Raw genomic sequence first — 19,012 nt, 5'->3', positions numbered from 1 at the left:
AACCTTAAATCATCTAGATTGTTTTATCCAAGAAAGAACAAGTAATAAAACAGTTCTTTACCCAAGAATGATGGAGATCAATAGTGAACAATAAAACCTTATTACTTATAAGCTTATGTGCTTTTTATACCACTACAACCTCAGCAGCACTTGATGCTGTCCAACTTAAACAACGACTCAGCACCGCAGCATTAAATAAAGTGTCGAATGGCAAAATCAATGTGGATGCCTTGGTCGACAATGATTCCAATGATTTACTGATTGAATACGATAGCAGTGCAACCAGCACTGCTTTGGGGCGGGAAAAGCGTAGCCTGATTGCAGATGGTAAAAGTCAGTTCAAAAATAAATTTGCCAAAGCAGCAGGTTTTCAAACCTTGCGTGAGTTTAATGGTTTGCCTCTGGGCTTATATCGTATTCACAATCGTGAAACCTTAGCGCAGGTTTTAAATGATCCGACTGTAAAGGGGGTTTATCCAAACCGTAAGAATGTTCCCACCACAATGGAAAGTCTACCTTTAATTAATCAACCTCAAGCGGTCACAAATGGCTTTACGGGTGAGGGGACGAGTGTGGTGGTGATTGATACGGGTGTAGACTATACATATGCTGATTTTGGTTGTACTGCAATAAATAGACCTGAATCAACTTGCCGAGTCGTTCTTTCGTTTGATGTTGCGCCGAATGATAATAGCCGAGATGATAATGGTCATGGTAGTAATGTTGCAGGAGTGATTGCTAAAGTTGCATCTAAAACCAAAATTATTGGGATTGACGTATTTCGAAATGTATCTGTTAATGGGCAAGCGGGAGTAACTGCCTATGATAGTGATATTTTGGCTGGATTGAATTGGACTGTAAACAATGCTAGAGCCTATAACATTAAAGCAGTTAACCTGAGTCTTTCCGTATATGGCGTCAAGTACATATCTGAGTGTCAAAATAGCAGTTATAGCACGGCTTTTGCCAATGCGCGTGCAGCAGGTGTTGTACCTGTAGTTGCCACAGGGAATGATGCATTTGCAGATGGAGTTACTTCGCCTGCATGTGTGAAAGGTGCGGTACGTGTTGGTGCAGTATATGATAGCAATGTTGGAGGATGGACATGGGGGAATCCTGTGAAATGTTCTGATCCAACCACAGCAGCCGATAAAATCACATGCTTTAGTAATGGTGGTTCGTTGGTTACGTTGTTGGCACCAGGCGCAATGATTACTGCTGGTGGTTATACTATGGGCGGAACGTCTCAAGCGACACCGCATGTGGCGGGTGCAATTGCCGTATTACGTGCCAATGGTGTGACACCATCAGAGACAATCGATCAAACCATAAATCGTTTGAGAGTGACAGGTAAGCCAATTACAGATACACGAACTGGTTTAGTGTTCCCACGTATCGATTTACTCGCGGCAACCAGCGGTCTAAATGCGAATTAAGCTTATTTTATAGTTTAAAGGTCGATCCAACATAGTTTAAAGCCATGGCTCGTTGTAATTCGAGATAGATACAACGAGTTTTTATAGGCTTAATCACACTGGGCTAAATTATTCAGACTGAATTTACTCTGTAGTTTCTGAAAATTGGCTTGAAGGTATATGATCATTGTATTGGAAGCCTTATAGCTACGTATAATGAGGCTTTATCAAGATTCTTGAATACCCAACGACAACACTGCTGCATCTTGCAATCACAATAAAAAAGCCCTTTGAATTTTCAAAGGGCTTTTTTTATTTTAAAGAGGATTAATTCGCACCAATTTTTGCATTGGTATTAACGTTTGCATTCACACCTAACACTTTAACACCGACATTCGCACCTGTTTGCAGGTTCTTTTTATCAGCATTCAAACCTGTTTTTGCATTAACTGCAGTTGTTTTGCCATTCAATTGTGCTTTGGCATTGGTTTGTGCTTCTAAATTCAATGATTTAGATTTTGAAGTTGCTTGTTTATCTGCTATACGCTGTTTTACATTTGCGCTGGTATCCGCAGCGAATTCCTTACCATCAACTGCCTTGTCTACAGCATAGTCTTTGGTATTTTTTACGACTTCACCTGTTTTACTAACAACGTGTGAACCTACATTCGTTGCGGTAGTTACTGTTTGATGAGTGGCTGCAACACCTGTGTTGACCGCAGCATGACCGACATTATGTGCAGTATGACCCACACCTTGAGCCACTTGACCCACACCTTGCGCTGTGCCTTTCACTGCACCCGTTACGCCTTTTATCAGGCCGCTCGGTTGTACATTGACTTGAGCTGAGCCGCTGGCATTTGCCCCAACGTTCTGTGCAAAAACTGAAGCAGAAGCGAGGATACTTGTTGTCACGATAGCTGTTTTGATCATTTTTTTCATTGCGATTTCCTTAAGCGATGTACCGTATTGGGGTACTTCATCAACGCAATTGCATCATAGCGAGCAAAAAGTAGAAATCTATGGATTTCATCAAAACGTTACAACCTGATTACAGCTTAAAAACACTTTAGAAGGGAATTGTGGAGGTCGATTACATGTATTGGAACGTGAAAATGATCTCTTTTTTATTATATAGGTATATGTAAATTATCAGCTTTAGTCAGGTTTTAAGCTGAAAATTGCTCATGATCTGGTTATGTTTTAACAGAGTGAATATGAAAATTATGAATAAATAAATAGCTTTTAACCGATTCAAAAAAGATCAAAATAATGGCATTTTTATTGCTTGGTATAACTATGTGAAATTGTGATTGCAGTTTTTTATTAATTTCATGCTTTTCAGGGCGTTTCCTGTAACTACAAATTCCGCTACAGGAAGCACAGAATTAAACACCATGATGCCATGATATCTTTTAGATAAACCCACGATTTATATCGTATTTTATTTAAAAATAAATGTGAAATATAAAGTGAATATTAAATTTTATTCGCATTATTTATAGAAAAAGAATTGAAAACCAAGTAATGGCCAGTAAATAAAGCGCTGGAGAATATGAATGAAGCAGATTGCAGCATTTTTAATTGTATTGATTGTACTGGGCTTGGTGGTTTTCTACTTTGAACCTACCGAACCGACCAGTTCAACGGATGATACCGCAATTTATCAGATCAGCCCTGATCATTCAGGGAAGATTCCAACCGTTTTAATCAAACAGGAGGTAAACACGACCGAACATACCACATCACATATGTTGAAAAAATTGGAAACAACTCAAAAAGATACCCAATTTTATGACACGAAAAGTGATCCTTCGATACAACCGATTGATCCTGAAAATGATCCAGCCAATGAAATTAAAAAACTTTAAATCGTCTGGGTTTCTTTTATCCAAGAAAAACAGATATTAAGAACCGTTCTTTATCCAAGAACGATGGAGATCAATAGTGAACAATAAAACCTTATTACTTATAAGCTTATGTGCTTTTTATACCACCACAACCTCTGCCGCAGCACTTGATGCTGTCCAACTTAAACAACGACTCAGCACCGCAGCATTAAATAAAGTGTCGAATGGCAAAATTAATGTGGATGCCTTAGTCGACAATGATTCCAATGATTTATTGATTGAGTACGATACCAGTGCAACCAGCACTGCTTTTGGGCGGGAAAAGCGTAGCCTGATTGCAGATGGTAAAAGTCAGTTCAAAAATAAATTTGCCAAAGCAGCAGGTTTTCAAACCTTGCGTGAGTTTAATGGTTTGCCTCTGGGCTTATATCGTATTCACAATCGTGAAACCTTAGCGCAGGTTTTAAATGATCCGACTGTAAAGGGTGTTTATCCAAACCGTAAGAATGTTGCCACCACAATGGAAAGTCTACCTTTAATTAATCAACCTCAAGCAGTCACAAATGGCTTTACAGGTGAGGGGACGAGTGTAGTGGTGATTGATACTGGAGTGAATTATAAACATGCTGACTTTAGCTGTACTGCGGTTAATACCCCAGCGTCGACCTGTCGCGTGGTTTATGCCTTTGATAGCGCCCCAGATGACAATAGCTTGGATGATGATGGCCATGGCAGTAATGTTTCTGGGATTGTTGCCAAAGTTGCATCTAAAACCAAAATTATTGGGATTGATGCATTTAGAAAAGTCCGATCACAAGGGCAATGGGCAAGTACTGCCTACGACAGTGATATTTTGGCAGGCATTAACTGGGCCGTAAATAATGCGCAAACCTATAACATTAAAGCGATTAATTTAAGCTTGGGTGTATCTGGAGTGAAATACACATCTGAATGTAGCAACAGTAGTTATAGTACTGCTTTTGCCAATGCGCGTGCAGCAGGTGTTGTACCTGTAGTGGCTTCGGGTAATGATGCCTTCGCGGATGGGATTTCTTCGCCTGCATGTGTGAAAGGTGCGGTACGAGTAGGCGCGGTGTATGATAGTAATATTGGTGGTGTATCTTGGGGCAATCCGTTGAAATGTTCTGATCCAACTACAGCTGCCGATAAAGTGACATGTTTCAGTAATGGTGGTTCGCTCGTCACTTTACTTGCACCTGGTGCCATGATTACAGCAGGTGGTGAAACTCAAGGTGGGACTTCACAAGCAGCACCGCATGTGGCAGGAGCAATCGCATTGTTGCGTGCCAATGGCGTGACACCATCAGAGACCATCGATCAAACCGTAAATCGTTTGAGAGTGACAGGTAAGCCGATTACTGATACGCGTACAGGTCTGGTGTTCCCACGTATTGATTTACTGTCTGCAACCAGCGGACTCAGTTCGAATTAAGATTATTTTATAGTGTAAAGATCGATCCAAAAATAGTTTAAAAGCCATGACTCGTTGCAGCTAGAGATAGATGCAACGAGTTTTTTATCGACTTAATGACATTGTGCTAGCTTATCCGTACTAAAGTTACTTTGTAGTTTGTGAAAATTGGCTTGAACCGTCGCATCTTGCACATCAAAAGCGGTTGCGGTTGTTGGTTGAGCAAGCGTTTTATCTTTATAGTGCTGGGTGGTCGAGCTTGCTGAAATTAAACCATTTTGGTTAAAGATCCAATGTTCAATCGCCTGACCACCATCAAAATATCCAGTAAATTCGATGTTGCAGTGATTTTCCTGTTTGATCAGTTTTGCAAGATTACCTTCAGTGGATGGTGTGGCACCAATATTTTTCACTTGCTGTAATGTTTGTGCGCCATTGTTCTGTGTAGAAAGTGCTGAGCAAGCAGTAAAACTGATTGCACTGATGCAGGAAAGAAGAATTATTTTGAAAGTGCGTTGCGTCATGTGCAAAATTCCAGTCCGATGAATTTATGCGATTTAGTGTGTCGGCAAGACCCGTGAAGTTCAAGGAATGTTTTGAGCATACACTGTAAATTTAAAGCCTATTTTTCAAATCACTATAACAGAAGCGATGCGAGCAAATGGTCTATCATTGGGGCAAGGTAAAGCACTGTTTTGCTGAATGACGCAGCATAAAAAAACCTCTACAACGTAGAGGTTCTGGATTTAGTTATTTGAAGGTTGGCTGAGTCCAGCTCGTTCGATTGGGACATTACCTTCATTGGTTCCAACCACAGCATCTTTGGTGTCTTGCCATTTCTTCGCGGTATACTGTGTTGCTTTCTTGGTTTGCTCTTGCACAATTTCAGACTGTTCAGCAGTGTATTCTTTGGTGCTCTTCCATTTTTCACTCATCTTTTGTGATGTGTTCTCTGATGCGCCTTGGATTGAATCACCGAGATTTTGCATGCCTTTGCCTGTTTTATACAACAAGACACGACCTAAGCTTGGGTTATCACCATAGGGCATGGCTTTTTCAGGGACAGCATTGGGTGCATTGGTTGTCGCATTGTTGGCTGTATCTGCTGCCCATAGAGAAGACGATGCCACTAGTGCAGTCGTAACACATAATATTTGTACTTTATTCATCATCTTTTCTGTCCTTTCAGCGATAGCTTCGCAATCGAGATTTTATATCTTATCGCTCGGTAGAAGAAAAGAGTGTCGATGATATGAAATTGATACAGTTATGTATAAAGAATGAATTTCTATTCAGAAATAATAAAGGGATCTTGATAGATCCCTTTATTAAATTGTCGTTTATTGCTTAACCCTGCAATACACTCACATCGGCAATTGCCGTGAACAAATCACGCAACTGAGCGAGTAAGCGTAAACGGTTGGCTTTTAACTCTGCATCATCAGCCATCACCATCACGCCTTCAAAGAAGGCATCAATTGGCGCACGAAGTGCAGCCAGCTTAGACAATGCTTCGGTATAGTTGCGCGCAGCAAGCAATGGCTGAACCACAGGTGTGAGCGCAGACAACTCTGCATAAAGTGCTTTTTCAGCAGCTTCAACCAGATTCGCTTCAACCACAGCACCTTCTGGTGTCGCTTCTTTGGCAAGAATATTGGCAACACGTTTATTTGCCGCAGCCAATGCAGCCGCTTCTGGCAAAGTACGGAAATGATTGACCGCAGTCACACGCTTATCAAAATCAAGTGGAGATTTTGGTGCAAGCGCTTGAACCGCCTGAATCACATCAACCGCTACGCCCTGATCTTCGTATTTGGCACGGTAACGGCCTTCAAGGAAAGCCACTGCATCCGTACGTGTCTTGTCATGATCCTTAACAACATCGCCATAACCTTGCAAGGCAAAGTTAACGAGTTCTTCAATGGTCACATCAAGTTCATTTTCGATGATTAAACGTAAGATACCGATTGCAGAACGACGTAATGCAAATGGATCTTTCGAACCTGTTGGTGCTTGACCGATACCGAAAATACCGACCAAAGTATCTAAACGATCCGCAAGGGCAATGGTTGTGCCAGTTTTGGTTTGCGGCAATACATCACCCGCAAATTTCGGTAAATACTGCTCACCTAAAGCTTCGGCAACTTCATTATTCTCACCTTCAAGGCGTGCATAGTACGTGCCTGCAATCCCTTGAAGTTCTGGGAATTCACCCACCAGTTCAGAAGTTAAGTCACATTTCGCAAGTAACGCAGCTTTCTCAGCATCAGCAACATTGGCACCCGTAATTGGAGATAATGCCACAGCCAATTTCGCAATACGTTCTGATTTATCCCAAAGTGTGCCCAATTGTGCTTGGAACACCATGTTGGCTAATTTTTCTTTACGAGACGCAAGCGGTTGCTTTTGGTCTTGTAAGAAGAAGAATTCCGCATCAGACAAACGAGGGCGTACAACTTTCTCATTTCCTTCAATAATTTGAATCGGATCTTTCGACTCAATATTTGAAATGGTAATGAAGTAAGGCTGCAATTTACCTTCGGCGTTGATTAAGCAGAAATACTTCTGGTTATCTTGCATGGTGGTAATCAAGGCTTCTTGTGGAACAGCCAAATAACGCTCTTCGAAAGTTGCACGTAAAGCTACAGGCCATTCAACCAAGCTAGTCACTTCATCAAGCAAATCTGCTGGCACAATCGCAGTGGCATTCACTTCATCAGCTAGCTTTTTCACTTGTGCTTGAATCGTCGCTTGACGCTTTTCAAAGTTTGCAACCACATAGGCTTGTTCTAAAGTCGCCAAGTAGTCATTAGCATGAGCCAAAGTCACGGCTTCAGGCGCATGGAAACGATGACCATAAGTCACATTCCCTGCTTTATGATCTTGAATGGTTGCTTCAACCACTTGATCATCTTTCAGCAATACCACCCATTTTACTGGACGTACGAATTCAGTACGGCTTGCCGCTGAACGCATACGTTTTGCGATAGGTAAGTTATCCAATGCTGTCTGTAAAATTTGCGGCAATAAAACATCAAGGCTTTGACCTTTGACATCTTTCAGGAAGCACACTTTCTCAACTTTACCTGCTTGGAAAGTTGAAAGTTGGTCAACCGTAATGCCTTGACCGCGCATAAAGCCTTCAAGTGCTTTAGTTGCATTACCTTCAGCATCATAAGCCGCTTGTACAGCAGGGCCATCAAAACGTTTTTGTGTGTCTGCTTGAGCAGCATCGATATCAACAATTTTCAATGCTAAACGACGTGGAGCAGCATAGGCTTCGATAGAAGCGAAGTTTAAGCCTGCATCTTTTAAGCCTTTTTCAGTTTCTGCTTTAAGTGCGTCACGCAAAGTTTTTAAGCTTTTTGGTGGAAGTTCTTCACAGCCAAGTTCGAATAAAACTGTATGCTTAGTCATTATTTATTCTCCTTCGCTTTTTCAGCTTGGGCTGCTTCTGCCTCAACTTGTGCTTTAAGCTGAGCCAATACTTCATCACGCAAATGTGGTTCTGCCATCGGGAAACCAAGTTTGGCACGGGCAGCCACATAACTTTGTGCAATTGAACGCGCTAAAGTACGGACACGTAAAATATAACGTTGACGTTCAGTCACAGAAATCGCACCGCGTGCATCGAGCAAGTTAAAGCAATGTGATGCTTTGATAACCTGTTCATATGCAGGAAGTGGTAATTCAGCTTCGATTAAACGAGATGCTTCGGCTTCATAGAAGTCGAATAATTCAAACATTTTATCGACTGGTGCATATTCGAAGTTATAGGTTGATTGCTCAACTTCGTTTTGATGGAATACATCACCATACGTAACTGTACCGAATTGACCTTTAGTCCAAACCAGATCGTAAACTGAGTCTACACCTTGAAGGTACATGGCAAGACGCTCTAAGCCGTAAGTGATCTCACCTGTGACTGGGTAACATTCAATACCACCAACTTGCTGGAAGTAAGTGAACTGAGTCACTTCCATACCATTTAACCAGACTTCCCAACCTAAGCCCCAAGCACCAAGTGTTGGAGATTCCCAGTTATCTTCCACGAAACGAATGTCATGTGTCAGCGTATCAATGCCGATTGCTTTTAATGAATCGAGATAAAGCTGCTGGATATTATCTGGGTTTGGCTTAAGTACCACTTGGAACTGATAGTAGTGTTGTAAACGGTTCGGGTTTTCGCCATAACGACCGTCTTTCGGACGACGTGATGGTTGAACATAAGCCGCGTTCCAGGTTTCTGGCCCCAATGCACGTAAGAAGGTTGCAGTGTGGAATGTTCCTGCGCCCATTTCCATATCATATGGTTGTAATACGACGCAGCCTTGCTCCGCCCAATAGTTTTGTAGGGCAAGAATCAAGCCCTGAAATGTGTCAATATGCGATATAGCACGACTCATGGTGCATCCACTGGAATCAAACAAAAATTGTGGTTAAGTATAAGGATTTTGGTGGTGGGTGGCAAAGGCTTCTAACAGTTCGCTCGCAAGTTCTGATCAGAAATAAAGAATAGATCGATTCTTCTTAATTATATTTATAGATCGATTAAATGACGTTGAAATGAGTCATGTGGATTTAAAGTGAAAATCCACACGTCACCTCATGACGTATTACATCGCTCATCCTCTTAATTTCACAACTTTGAAATGCTAATTTTAAAACGATATTCTATGTTTTCTTCAGGTCGTTTGAAATGTCTGATCGCATTCGTGAAAAGCTGCAAATTTTAGCGGACGCTGCCAAATATGATGTGTCCTGTTCCTCCAGTGGCAGTGACCGTAAAAATAAAGATAAAGGTCTAGGCGACGCGAGTCGGGCAGGGATTTGCCATAGCTATACCGAAGATGGACGCTGTGTTTCTCTGCTGAAAATCCTGTTCAGTAATGTCTGTATTTTTGATTGCGCCTATTGTGTGTCACGTCGTTCCAATGATGTGAAACGGGCTGCATTTACAGTACAGGAAGTGGTTGACCTGACCATCAATTTCTATCGACGTAACTATATTGAAGGGCTGTTTCTTAGTTCAGGTATTTTTAAATCCGCAGATTACACTATGGAGCGCATGCTTCAAGTGGTGAAAAAACTACGCTTAGAAGAAAACTTTAATGGCTATATTCATCTCAAAACCATTCCGGGTGCTTCACCTGAGCTGATTCATGAAGCAGGTTTGTATGCTGATCGGATGAGTATTAATTTAGAAATGCCTACCGAAGTGGGATTAAAAGCCTTTGCACCTGAAAAGTCACATCAAGAAGTGCAAAAAGATTTAGGATTGGTTCGAGATCGACTGATTCAGTTGAAAGATGAACGTCAGATTATCAAGCACGTACCGAAATATGTCCCAGCAGGGCAAACCACACAAATGGTGGTCGGTGCCCATCAGGAAACCGATCAAGATGTGTTGTTTATGGCAGATCGCCACTACAAAGAATTCAAATTAAAGCGGGTCTATTTTTCAGGTTATGTCCCGATTAATACTGAAAATAATTATTTACCTGCGGTTGGGTCTGCACCGCCGTTATTACGCGAAAATCGACTGTATCAAAGTGACTGGTTGATGCGTTTCTATGGTTTTCAGGTCAATGAAATTGTCAATGAACGTTTCCCACATCTGGATTTAGACGTTGACCCAAAACTGAGCTGGGCATTGCGTCATCCAGAGCATTTTCCCGTGGATTTAAATCGTGCCGATTACCACATGATTTTACGCGTGCCCGGCATTGGAGTGAAATCAGCCAAGAAAATTGTACAGGCACGTCGTTTTGGCAAAATTCATGTCGATTTATTAAAACAGCTCGGTGTGGCGTATTCACGGGCAAAGTTTTTTGTTCGCTGTGAAGACAGTCCACGCTTCCAGAAAGAACTTTCTTCCAGCTTTATTCGTCAGCAAATTTTAACCCAAGGATCATCCAAATACGTCAAACAGCTTTCACCTCAATTGAGTTTGGGATTTTAATCATGTTGAGTGGTGGTGTTGCCTATTATTATTTTGATGGTTCGATGGTGGGTTTGCTCAATTGTGTATTTCGTGCCTTTCAGTTTAAAGAGTTTCGGGTTCAACTGTGTTTAACTGAAGGTGCCCAGCATGGATTGTTTTCGACTGTGGTGGAGATTCCCAATCATGAGGAACATGCACAACGGGTTTGGTCGGCTCTACAGCAAAAACTATCTAAATCTGCGTTAAGACAATTTTATTTTGCTTCGTTATCTGAGTCGCTTGAAGCCTATCAGCATCTATTCAATTACTGTATTTATGTGTTTCAGCAGCAGTTTTCAGTCGAAAAAGACTATTTACATCCGAGTGTACTCGCCATTTCTCAATGGACTAAAAAAGTTGGGCGTGAGAAGCATCGGATGGAAGCTTTTGTGCGTTTTAAGAAAACCACAGATGGGCTGTTTTTGAGTTTAGTTCGTCCCGATTTTAATGTATTACCTTTGATTCAGCCGCATTTTAGGCGTCGTTATCAGGATCAGCGTTGGCTGATTTATGATGAGCAACGCAAATATGGACTCTATTATGATCTGCACGATGTCCATGAGGTGGGGATGGATGCCAATCAGATTGATCGTAATCTCCAAAATGGCAGCAGCCAGTGTTTCCAGTTGCAGCTGGATGAACAGGAAGTTTTATACGACCAACTTTGGAAAGATTATTTTAATAGTATCAATATCAAAGAGCGACAAAATATCAAATTGCATGTGCAATATCTGCCGAAACGTTATTGGCGTTACCTGAATGAAAAATATGTTTAAGGCTGCTGTTATATTGCTGCAAACAGATTCCATTGTGATCGGAATTGATTTTAGAATGAAGCTTGGATGAACCCAGCATAGAAGCCCGAAACGGTTTTAAAAATATCAAAAAACAAAAGAGCTGTTCAATGATTAAATTAAGTTCCAAGGTCTGCATAGTTGCAATGGCTTGTTTGAGTATGAATATATTGGCTGTGGCGCAAGATAAGCCGACTGATCCTTATAACACCTGTGTGGATGAAACCATCAAAGAGTTAAAATTGGGGAACATCAATAATGCAGTCGTTGAGAGCTGTAGCAACAAGACCAAGGCATTGTATACCAAGCAGATTGTACAGTTATTGGATCAAATTAAAAAACAGAGTCAGCAATACAAGCAGCCTGAACGTTATAACGACATCATGAAATCACAACAACTCTGGAAAAATTTTGTGGATCAAGAGTGCCGCAATGCAGGTGCTTATATTGGTTCACCAATGTATGAATTTTGTCCGATGCAAAAATATGCAGAGCGATTGGAGCAGTTGAGAGAATACTTAAATTAATCTTGAGCAGCTTTCATCATGACTTAAAAATGTAATTTAAATATACCTTAAGTCTAAGTCAGCGTATACTTCTGCATCGAGTAGAACCACGCGAATCCAGCAAGGTACATTGTGAGCTTGACCCAATCAGACTGGCTAAATTTTCTCAAACCAAATTATAAGGTCTTGCCCTTAAAAGAGAGGATGCTCTCAGGTGTCGGTGCCTTGTGCGGATTGGTGATCTCATCATTGATTAGCTGGTATGTCTTAGGTGGCATGAATGCATGGTATATCGCCCCGATGGGTGCATCTTCTGTGTTGCTATTTGCAGTACCAAACAGTCCGTTGGCACAACCTTGGAATGTCATTGTTGGCAATACTTTGGCAGGTTTTATTGGTGTCGCCTGTACGCAATATCTGCCCGATCTTACCAGTGCTTTTAGTGTTGCTGTTGGGGTGGCAATTTTTGTGATGATGACGACAGACTCTTTGCATCCTCCAAGTGGAGCTGTGGCGATTACTGCGGTATTAGGCGGTGAAGCGGTACATCGTTTAGGTTTTCATTTCATTTTGTACCCAGTTTTACTCAACTCGGTCTTATTGCTGTTGTTTGCAGTCTTTTTTAATCGCTTGATTGGGCGTCATTATCCGATTACTGCCCATGTGAATGAGCGTTCGAAAGATCTTACACCGACCCAGAAAGTCTCGATTCAGCCGAAAGATATTGAATATGCTTTAGAGCATCACACTGAGCTATTGGATATTAGCCAGTACGATTTAGAAAAAATCATTTTAGAAGCTCAATCGCATGCAAACGAGCGCTTGATTAACTCATTGGTCTGTCAGGATATTATGAGCCGTGATGTGATTAAATTGCATCAGCAAGATGACATTCATCAGGCTTTGGATAAGTTTAAAGCCGTGAATTTAATGAGTCTGCCAGTGGTAAATGCGGAAGATCATTTGGTGGGGACATTGGCACTCTATGAAGTGGTGGAATGGTTTAAGGGTGCAACAGATCCACGGAATTCATGGCAGCACTATGTTAGTCAAATTATGAGCCATAAAGTTGTGACAGTGAGTCCCTTACAACCGATTCAAGATTTGGTGCCTTACTTTGTCGAGAAATCATTTAACTATATTCCTGTGGTTGAGGAACATCGTTTGATTGGGATAATCAGTCGTGCCGATATGATTGCAGCTTTGCAACAACAGTTGAATCGCCAGGTCTACATTTAGATAAAAAAAAGCTACGGTTGGATTAGGGGGTAATTTCAACCGTAGCGACCAAAAAGGTAACAGTGAATTAACGTTTTATGCTTTGGTCTTCATAAATCGTTTTTACAGGTTGGCTATAACCCTGCACGTGATCAACACGGGCTTGTTGCTGTTTTGGAATAACCAACCACAAAATCAAATAGACCAAAATACCCGGAAAGGCAGCACTCATGATCGAGATCACGAAAAAGATCAGACGTAATAAGTTTGCGTTCCAACCAAATCGTTCCGCAATACCGCCCATTACACCAGCGATCATGCTTTGTTGGTTTGAGCGATATAAACCAGAGTTGGCCATCGAGTTTGTCTCCTTAAATTGATGAAACAGCAGTAAAAAATAAATTCTTTCAGTTTAATTTGCTGTTAATTAAGAAATAGGGGCGAACTGATTTTTTTAAAGTTTAAACAGATGAGAGATTAGTTAAGTTGTGTAAATCATTGATGGAAAAACCAACACGATCGCCTAAAATGCACCGAATTAAAGCATACTGCTTTGTCAATTTGCTATTTCAATCCGGTCGCGTTGGCTATTACCCATTTGGGGAATAGACGGACATTGAAATGATCCCTATATTTTTTCAAGTCTGGGATCGGTCAGTGCAAACCACGCGATAACGATATTGATGTTAGAGATTTATAAATATGCAGTTCAGGTTATTCTTACAGTATGTCAGTGTAGGAGTTCTATTGAGTTTAGGTTTGAGTGCTTGTGATAGCCATCATCCAGAACCAGTAAAGCAACAACCCCAGACGCAACCGAGTCGTGAAGCGAGTGAAGTGCTTGCAGATGAGCAAGAAGAACAGCTTGCATCTGATGCGCAAGGCGTGTCATTGACTCAAGTGGCAGGGCAAGCAACGTTACCGCATCCTGCAATACATCAACTTAAGTTAAGCCCACCATCTAAAGCCGATATGCTCTATGTCGGGCGTTATCATGCGCGTATTCCATGTACGGATGCATTTGCTGGTTGTGTGAATAACGAAAAAGAATCGGAATATATCCTCAATTTATTAGGCGATGGTTCAGTCTATTGGACCAATACCAGTTTTAGCCGTTTAGGTTCAGATCCGACACGTAATACAGCAAAGATTGAGCAGACCTGTAAACAAGTCCAATGGCATGTCCATCAAGAAAGCAATGAAATCATGATTCGTTGCGATGCTGCGGATGTGAATTTGTATTATAAAATTAATAGAAATAAAGATTTAGTGATGAATCTGGATAAAATTTGGAATGGCGATAACGGCCATAACCGTAAGTTTTTTAAAGAGTATCCATTTCCTGAACAAGCTTATGTATTTAAGAAGGTTGAATAAAATCATCTCGGCATAAAAAAGAGCGCATTTAGCGCTCTTTTTTGTTGTTCCGATTAGTAATCGAAACTGAAGTGTTCTGGTGCAAGTGAAGTCAAGGTACGAGATGTTGTCACCATTGATTCTGCATGACCTTGAGCACGTGGTAATAAACGGTCAAAGTAGAAGTCTGCAACTTTGATTTTTGCTTTATAGAATTCAGGTGTTTCGATTCCGTCACCTGCTTCTAATTTCTCAGATGCGATTACCGCTTGTTGTGCCCAGAAATATGCCATCATCACATAACCAGAGAACATCAAGAAATCAGCAGAAGCTGAAGAAACGATGTCACGGTCTTTACGTGCAGCTAGCATGATGCGAACAGTTAGCGTGTTCCATTGTGCGCAAAGCTTGGTTAAGTCCCATGCAAAGCGACGTAGATACTTATTACGCGCGTGAGTCGCACAGAATTTCAAGATTTCAGCAGTATAGTCACGAACAACTTTACCTTTTGAACTTAAAAGAACTTTACGGCCAATTAAATCAAGTGCTTGAATCCCTGTTGTACCTTCGTACAAGGTAGAGATACGTGCATCACGTGCGATTTGTTCCATACCCCATTCACGGATATAGCCATGACCGCCGTAAACTTGCATACCGTTATTCGCTGCTTCTAAGCCGAGTTCAGTCAGGAAGCCTTTAAGAATAGGGGTGTAGAAGCCTAGCTTATCATCATAAGCTTCATAAGCTGCCTGATCACCACTCACCAATGCATCTGTCATTTTGTCTGCAAGTTTTGCAGCATGATAGATCATTGAACGGCCGCCTTCTGCAATCGCTTTTTGAGTCAAGAGTAAACGACGAACATCGGCATGGTGAATAATCGCATCACCAACGCGCTCAGGCTCTTTCTTACCAGAAAGCGCGCGCATTGACATACGGTCTTTCGCATAAGGTAAAGCACCTTGGAATGAAAGTTCAGCATGTGCAATACCCTGAACTGCAGTACCGATACGTGCTGTGTTCATGAAAGTAAACATTGCATGTAAGCCTTTGTTTACTTCACCGATCAAATAGCCAGTTGCGTTGTCAAAGTTGAGTACTGCAGTTGCAGATGCTTTGATCCCCATCTTGTGTTCGATTGAACCACAAGAAACAGTATTACGTTCACCTACACCACCATCCGCAGTCGGGATGAATTTAGGTACGATGAATAAAGAGATACCACGTGTGCCTGCTGGTGCATCTGGAAGACGCGCAAGTACGATGTGAATAATGTTATCTGTTAAATCGTGCTCACCGGCAGAGATGAAGATTTTAGTACCAGAAATTTTATAAGTACCGTCAGCAGCAGGTTCTGCCTTGGTTTTTACTTGACCTAAGTCTGTACCACATTGAGGCTCAGTTAAGCACATTGTGCCTGACCAAGTACCTTCAACCAGTTTAGGCATATAAGTATTTTTTTGCTCGTCTGTACCAAACTGCATGATCGTGTTCATACAGCCAGTACTTAAACCTGGATACATGGTGAATGACCAGTTTGCCGTTCCCATCATTTCAGATTTGATCAGGTTTAAAGACATTGGTAAGCCTTGACCACCAAACTCTTCTGGATAAGAAAGACCTTGCCAACCACCCATTACGAATTGGTCATAAGCTTCTTTAAAGCCTTTTGGTGTTGTCACTTCACCGTTGTTGAAAGTACAACCTTCTTCATCACCTGATTGATTGAGTGGAGAAAGTACGTTTTCGCAATAATCTGCCGCACCTTCAAGAATCATATCCACTGTTTCAGCATCCGCATTTTGACCACTTGTCAAAGTTTGGTAATGTGCTGGATAATCTAACATTTCGTTCATTAAGAAACGAATATCACGGAGCGGGGCTTTATAAGCTGGCATAATCTTAATCCTGTATTTGAATCATTTTGGATTATCTGTTTCGATACTTTGATTATTCACAATAGTGATAAAAATACATTGATAATCACTAGGGAAAAGAATGTCAGAAAAGCGAATTTACTTGAAGAGATGTTTGTAAAAAAATCACTTTTCTATTGGCATCAAAACTGATGTTAAATGTGAAAAGTACTCAATTTTATACTTGAAAATATAATGATATAAAGGTGTTTGGTAAAGCTATGCGTCTAAAATATTTAACTTTATGCTTAATGGGTCTTAGTCTTTCTGCATGTTCTCAACATGTCATTAAAACCAATTCGGCTTCGAACAATTTAGAACAGAAGGCCATCAATAGTCTCAATGCGATGTATGAATATCCGAGCTATGATTATCGCGGAAAATTTAATATTCATGTTGAGACGAATCAAAATAAAGCAAATGCCAAGATCGACAACGCACCTTTAGATGCTGCACTGAAGCAAAAGGTCGATCAATATTTGCGCGACCAGAAGGTCAATTTAAATAGTAAGCAAAAACAAGCGCTCTATGTTGCGCTTGCACAAGAACAAAAAACCTACGGTCAATCTAAAGTCGATAAATTTACCCAAATCATGGCCAATGTCCTCAATGACATGCAGTTTGAATATGATGGCTCTGTGCATTATCGCCAGAAAATGGGTTCGTTTAATTTGACTGCACGCTATGAAAAGCCGACTTTATTGGTGCAAGCCAAAGTGCCGATGGTGCTTGATCTGAATAATTATAAGTTTTATATCAACTACTTTGCCTTGATGCCGTATTTGGTGAATAAAGAAAATCAAAGCAATCTTGCCTATCTAGATTTTTCAAAATATCAGGATCTATTCAAGCAAGTGGATTACAAAAAATTTGCTGAATATGTCAAAGCATCAAGTGCGATTTACTATCGCCTTGCCGATCAAAATAATATTCAGGCTTTGTCAGTTTCTTCTGCAGATCAAGCAGCAGGTGTGGTGGAGAAAATTCGTTTAAAAACTTCAATTGAAGAGCTGATTTTGCAGGCAAATTTATACAGCAAGGTCAATGAAAAATACTTCGTGCAAAGTGTGCTGAATATTAAAGAGCAGAACTTAGAAAAGCTGATTGCCAATGAAGTGGAGGCTGCAAGTGAAACTAAGTCCAAATCAAAAGCTTCATTATTAGATGCAAAAGACTCGGCAGATGATGCCAGTGTGGTCAGTCAACAGCTGTACCGCCTTGTCAATCAACATTTTGGTGTGGCGAATGATGACGAAGATGACGTTTCGGCTGTAGATGCCACAGAGGATGCTGCTGAAGAAGCACGACAAGCTGCGGAAGATTCAACAGCAGATAGTGAAGATGTTGCAACTGCCGATGAAGACGGTGGATTAACTGAAACACAGTGTACTGCATTGCAACAGACCTCTAAAACCACGTATGGTGATGTACAGTACTGTCAAAGTATTTATGGCATTGATGTATTTGGTACCAAGCCCGCAGAAGCAGGCTTCCTGTCTTATTTTGAAAAGCTACAAACAGTAGAAAAAGAGTTTATTGCCTACGATCAGAATCAGTTTATTGACGATCAAGCTTTTAAAGCACTATGGATCAAACACCAAGCCGATATTGATCAGGCCTTGCCACCAGTCGATAAGCGTAATCCATTTATTATGGATGTGGGGTTAGATGCACAAGGGCGTGCGGTCAAGCTTGATTATGATTTGAATTATGGCTTATCCGAGCTGAAGTCCCGTTTTAGTGTCAAAGCGGATATGCTGATCTCGAATTATGGCAAAGCCACACCAATCGATCAGGCGCAGTTGAAACGTGCAAAAACGTGGGCAGAAGCAAGCAAAGGCTCAATGCTCGAACAGACAGTAAGCAGTTTCTCTGAGAAACTAGGGCAAGCAGGTATTCAAGAGCGTTCAGCAGAGCCTTATCGTTTATCTTTAGACGATCAACTGAAAGTGATTGCAGAACAACGTTTCGATGCAACGCATGCCTATGAGCCAACCTATAAAGCTGTATTTATTGCGAAATTAACGGAAAGTACCCCACAGATCGTGCAACGTTACTCTAGTCAAGAGTTACAGGAAATTGCCAGTGTGTATGCATATTGGTATGCCGATGATGAGGTTTATAATCCTGAAGGTAAAGCTCTACAAACGATTGAAGCTTTGCAAAAGAAACATCATCTTGAAAATGAAGATCAGTTTGATGATAAATTGGGCCAAGCGGTGAATCGTCTTGTGGTTGATGCTATGCGTGGCGATAAAGACCGTCAAGCGTGGAACAAGCTGAAAGCACAATATAAGCAACCGCAACAGCTATTTGCTAAGCAATATCAAATCCAATTTGAGCAAGAGAATGGTGCTTCAAGTGAAGAGAAAGTCTTACTTGAACAAACAGCCTCGATCTTGGGGCAAGTCTATGTGGATGCGCGTAAGAATAAGCTTTCTGAGCAGTCAATTAAGTCATTAAAGCTTCAACATAATGAATTTATTGATTATGAGATTTTCAAAGAAGTGTATCAGAAGATGCTAACCGTAAAATAATCAGC

The 19,012-nt window shown here is 41.1% G+C and carries 16 protein-coding genes; 9 read left to right on the top strand and 7 right to left on the bottom strand.

The window, feature by feature from the left end:
• Positions 1 to 83: 83 nt before the first annotated feature.
• Positions 84 to 1,436: a S8 family serine peptidase gene (locus F909_RS14375; protein ID WP_005147231.1), complete on the top strand. Its 1,353-nt coding sequence runs from the start codon at positions 84 to 86 to the stop codon at positions 1,434 to 1,436.
• Positions 1,437 to 1,742: 306 nt separating this feature from the next.
• On the opposite strand, the gene F909_RS14380 is transcribed toward F909_RS14375, so the two are convergent.
• Positions 1,743 to 2,357 (bottom strand): hypothetical protein, encoded by a 615-nt coding sequence (locus tag F909_RS14380; protein WP_005147230.1) that lies wholly within the window; start codon positions 2,355 to 2,357, stop codon positions 1,743 to 1,745.
• Positions 2,358 to 2,974: 617 nt separating this feature from the next.
• Here F909_RS14380 and F909_RS14385 point away from each other — a divergent pair.
• Both F909_RS14385 and F909_RS14390 read left to right on the top strand, forming a co-directional pair.
• Complete coding sequence (locus F909_RS14385; protein WP_005147229.1) at positions 2,975 to 3,286, top strand: hypothetical protein; 312 nt, start codon at positions 2,975 to 2,977, stop codon at positions 3,284 to 3,286.
• 76 nt (positions 3,287 to 3,362) lie between these two features.
• Positions 3,363 to 4,718, top strand: coding sequence for a S8 family serine peptidase (locus F909_RS14390; RefSeq protein ID WP_005147228.1), 1,356 nt, complete (start codon positions 3,363 to 3,365; stop codon positions 4,716 to 4,718).
• A gap of 92 nt (positions 4,719 to 4,810) precedes the next feature.
• On the opposite strand, the gene F909_RS14395 is transcribed toward F909_RS14390, so the two are convergent.
• The 4 genes from F909_RS14395 to glyQ form a co-directional block, all read right to left on the bottom strand.
• Positions 4,811 to 5,221, bottom strand: coding sequence for a hypothetical protein (locus F909_RS14395; protein WP_005147227.1), 411 nt, complete (start codon positions 5,219 to 5,221; stop codon positions 4,811 to 4,813).
• A 222-nt stretch (positions 5,222 to 5,443) separates the two neighbouring features.
• Positions 5,444 to 5,869 carry a hypothetical protein gene (locus F909_RS14400; RefSeq protein ID WP_005147226.1) on the bottom strand — a complete coding sequence of 142 codons (426 nt, stop codon included), beginning with the start codon at positions 5,867 to 5,869 and terminating at the stop codon, positions 5,444 to 5,446.
• 175 nt (positions 5,870 to 6,044) lie between these two features.
• Entirely contained in the window at positions 6,045 to 8,114 is a 2,070-nt protein-coding gene (gene glyS, locus F909_RS14405) for a glycine--tRNA ligase subunit beta (protein WP_005147225.1), read from the bottom strand.
• Positions 8,114 to 9,103, bottom strand: coding sequence for a glycine--tRNA ligase subunit alpha (glyQ, locus tag F909_RS14410; RefSeq protein ID WP_004775941.1), 990 nt, complete (start codon positions 9,101 to 9,103; stop codon positions 8,114 to 8,116). Before glyQ ends, glyS begins: the two co-directional genes overlap by 1 nt.
• A gap of 293 nt (positions 9,104 to 9,396) precedes the next feature.
• On the opposite strand from glyQ, the gene F909_RS14415 reads away from it, so the two are divergent.
• From F909_RS14415 to F909_RS14430, 4 genes are all read left to right on the top strand, one after another.
• Positions 9,397 to 10,659, top strand: coding sequence for a putative DNA modification/repair radical SAM protein (locus tag F909_RS14415; protein ID WP_005147223.1), 1,263 nt, complete (start codon positions 9,397 to 9,399; stop codon positions 10,657 to 10,659).
• Positions 10,660 to 10,661: 2 nt separating this feature from the next.
• Entirely contained in the window at positions 10,662 to 11,456 is a 795-nt protein-coding gene (locus tag F909_RS14420; RefSeq protein ID WP_005147215.1) for a TIGR03915 family putative DNA repair protein, read from the top strand.
• 128 nt (positions 11,457 to 11,584) lie between these two features.
• Positions 11,585 to 12,001 carry a lysozyme inhibitor LprI family protein gene (locus F909_RS14425; RefSeq protein ID WP_005147211.1) on the top strand — a complete coding sequence of 139 codons (417 nt, stop codon included), beginning with the start codon at positions 11,585 to 11,587 and terminating at the stop codon, positions 11,999 to 12,001.
• 111 nt (positions 12,002 to 12,112) lie between these two features.
• The gene (locus tag F909_RS14430; protein WP_005147209.1) at positions 12,113 to 13,219 is read left to right on the top strand and encodes an HPP family protein; all 1,107 of its coding nucleotides are present in this window, start codon (positions 12,113 to 12,115) and stop codon (positions 13,217 to 13,219) included.
• A 67-nt stretch (positions 13,220 to 13,286) separates the two neighbouring features.
• Here F909_RS14430 and F909_RS14435 read toward each other — a convergent pair whose 3' ends face one another.
• Entirely contained in the window at positions 13,287 to 13,556 is a 270-nt protein-coding gene (locus F909_RS14435; protein ID WP_005147207.1) for a PspC domain-containing protein, read from the bottom strand.
• A gap of 344 nt (positions 13,557 to 13,900) precedes the next feature.
• Here F909_RS14435 and F909_RS14440 point away from each other — a divergent pair, with 344 nt between their 5' ends.
• On the top strand, positions 13,901 to 14,575 hold the full coding sequence (locus F909_RS14440) for a hypothetical protein (protein WP_005147205.1): 675 nt from the start codon (positions 13,901 to 13,903) through the stop codon (positions 14,573 to 14,575).
• Between the two features lie 53 nt (positions 14,576 to 14,628).
• Here the strand turns inward: F909_RS14440 and F909_RS14445 are convergent, their stop codons facing one another.
• Complete coding sequence (locus tag F909_RS14445; RefSeq protein ID WP_005147204.1) at positions 14,629 to 16,452, bottom strand: acyl-CoA dehydrogenase C-terminal domain-containing protein; 1,824 nt, start codon at positions 16,450 to 16,452, stop codon at positions 14,629 to 14,631.
• A 239-nt stretch (positions 16,453 to 16,691) separates the two neighbouring features.
• On the opposite strand from F909_RS14445, the gene F909_RS14450 reads away from it, so the two are divergent.
• Entirely contained in the window at positions 16,692 to 19,007 is a 2,316-nt protein-coding gene (locus F909_RS14450) for a hypothetical protein (protein ID WP_005147202.1), read from the top strand.
• The last annotated feature ends 5 nt before the right edge of the window (positions 19,008 to 19,012 follow it).

Origin of the sequence: Acinetobacter sp. ANC 3929, assembly GCF_000369405.1 — a bacterium.
GTDB lineage: Bacteria > Pseudomonadota > Gammaproteobacteria > Pseudomonadales > Moraxellaceae > Acinetobacter.
This window is presented reverse-complemented; position numbering and strand designations above follow the sequence as displayed.

Coding starts and splice junctions, on each gene's coding strand:
- F909_RS14385 (WP_005147229.1), top strand. CDS start 2,975: ATGAAGCAGATTGCAGCATTTTTAATTGTATTGATTGTACTGGGCTTG.
- glyS (WP_005147225.1), bottom strand. CDS start 8,114: ATGACTAAGCATACAGTTTTATTCGAACTTGGCTGTGAAGAACTTCCA.
- F909_RS14445 (WP_005147204.1), bottom strand. CDS start 16,452: ATGCCAGCTTATAAAGCCCCGCTCCGTGATATTCGTTTCTTAATGAAC.
- F909_RS14400 (WP_005147226.1), bottom strand. CDS start 5,869: ATGATGAATAAAGTACAAATATTATGTGTTACGACTGCACTAGTGGCA.
- F909_RS14395 (WP_005147227.1), bottom strand. CDS start 5,221: ATGACGCAACGCACTTTCAAAATAATTCTTCTTTCCTGCATCAGTGCA.
- F909_RS14450 (WP_005147202.1), top strand. CDS start 16,692: ATGCGTCTAAAATATTTAACTTTATGCTTAATGGGTCTTAGTCTTTCT.
- F909_RS14425 (WP_005147211.1), top strand. CDS start 11,585: ATGATTAAATTAAGTTCCAAGGTCTGCATAGTTGCAATGGCTTGTTTG.
- glyQ (WP_004775941.1), bottom strand. CDS start 9,103: ATGAGTCGTGCTATATCGCATATTGACACATTTCAGGGCTTGATTCTT.
- F909_RS14420 (WP_005147215.1), top strand. CDS start 10,662: ATGTTGAGTGGTGGTGTTGCCTATTATTATTTTGATGGTTCGATGGTG.
- F909_RS14380 (WP_005147230.1), bottom strand. CDS start 2,357: ATGAAAAAAATGATCAAAACAGCTATCGTGACAACAAGTATCCTCGCT.
- F909_RS14415 (WP_005147223.1), top strand. CDS start 9,397: ATGTCTGATCGCATTCGTGAAAAGCTGCAAATTTTAGCGGACGCTGCC.
- F909_RS14435 (WP_005147207.1), bottom strand. CDS start 13,556: ATGGCCAACTCTGGTTTATATCGCTCAAACCAACAAAGCATGATCGCT.
- F909_RS14440 (WP_005147205.1), top strand. CDS start 13,901: ATGCAGTTCAGGTTATTCTTACAGTATGTCAGTGTAGGAGTTCTATTG.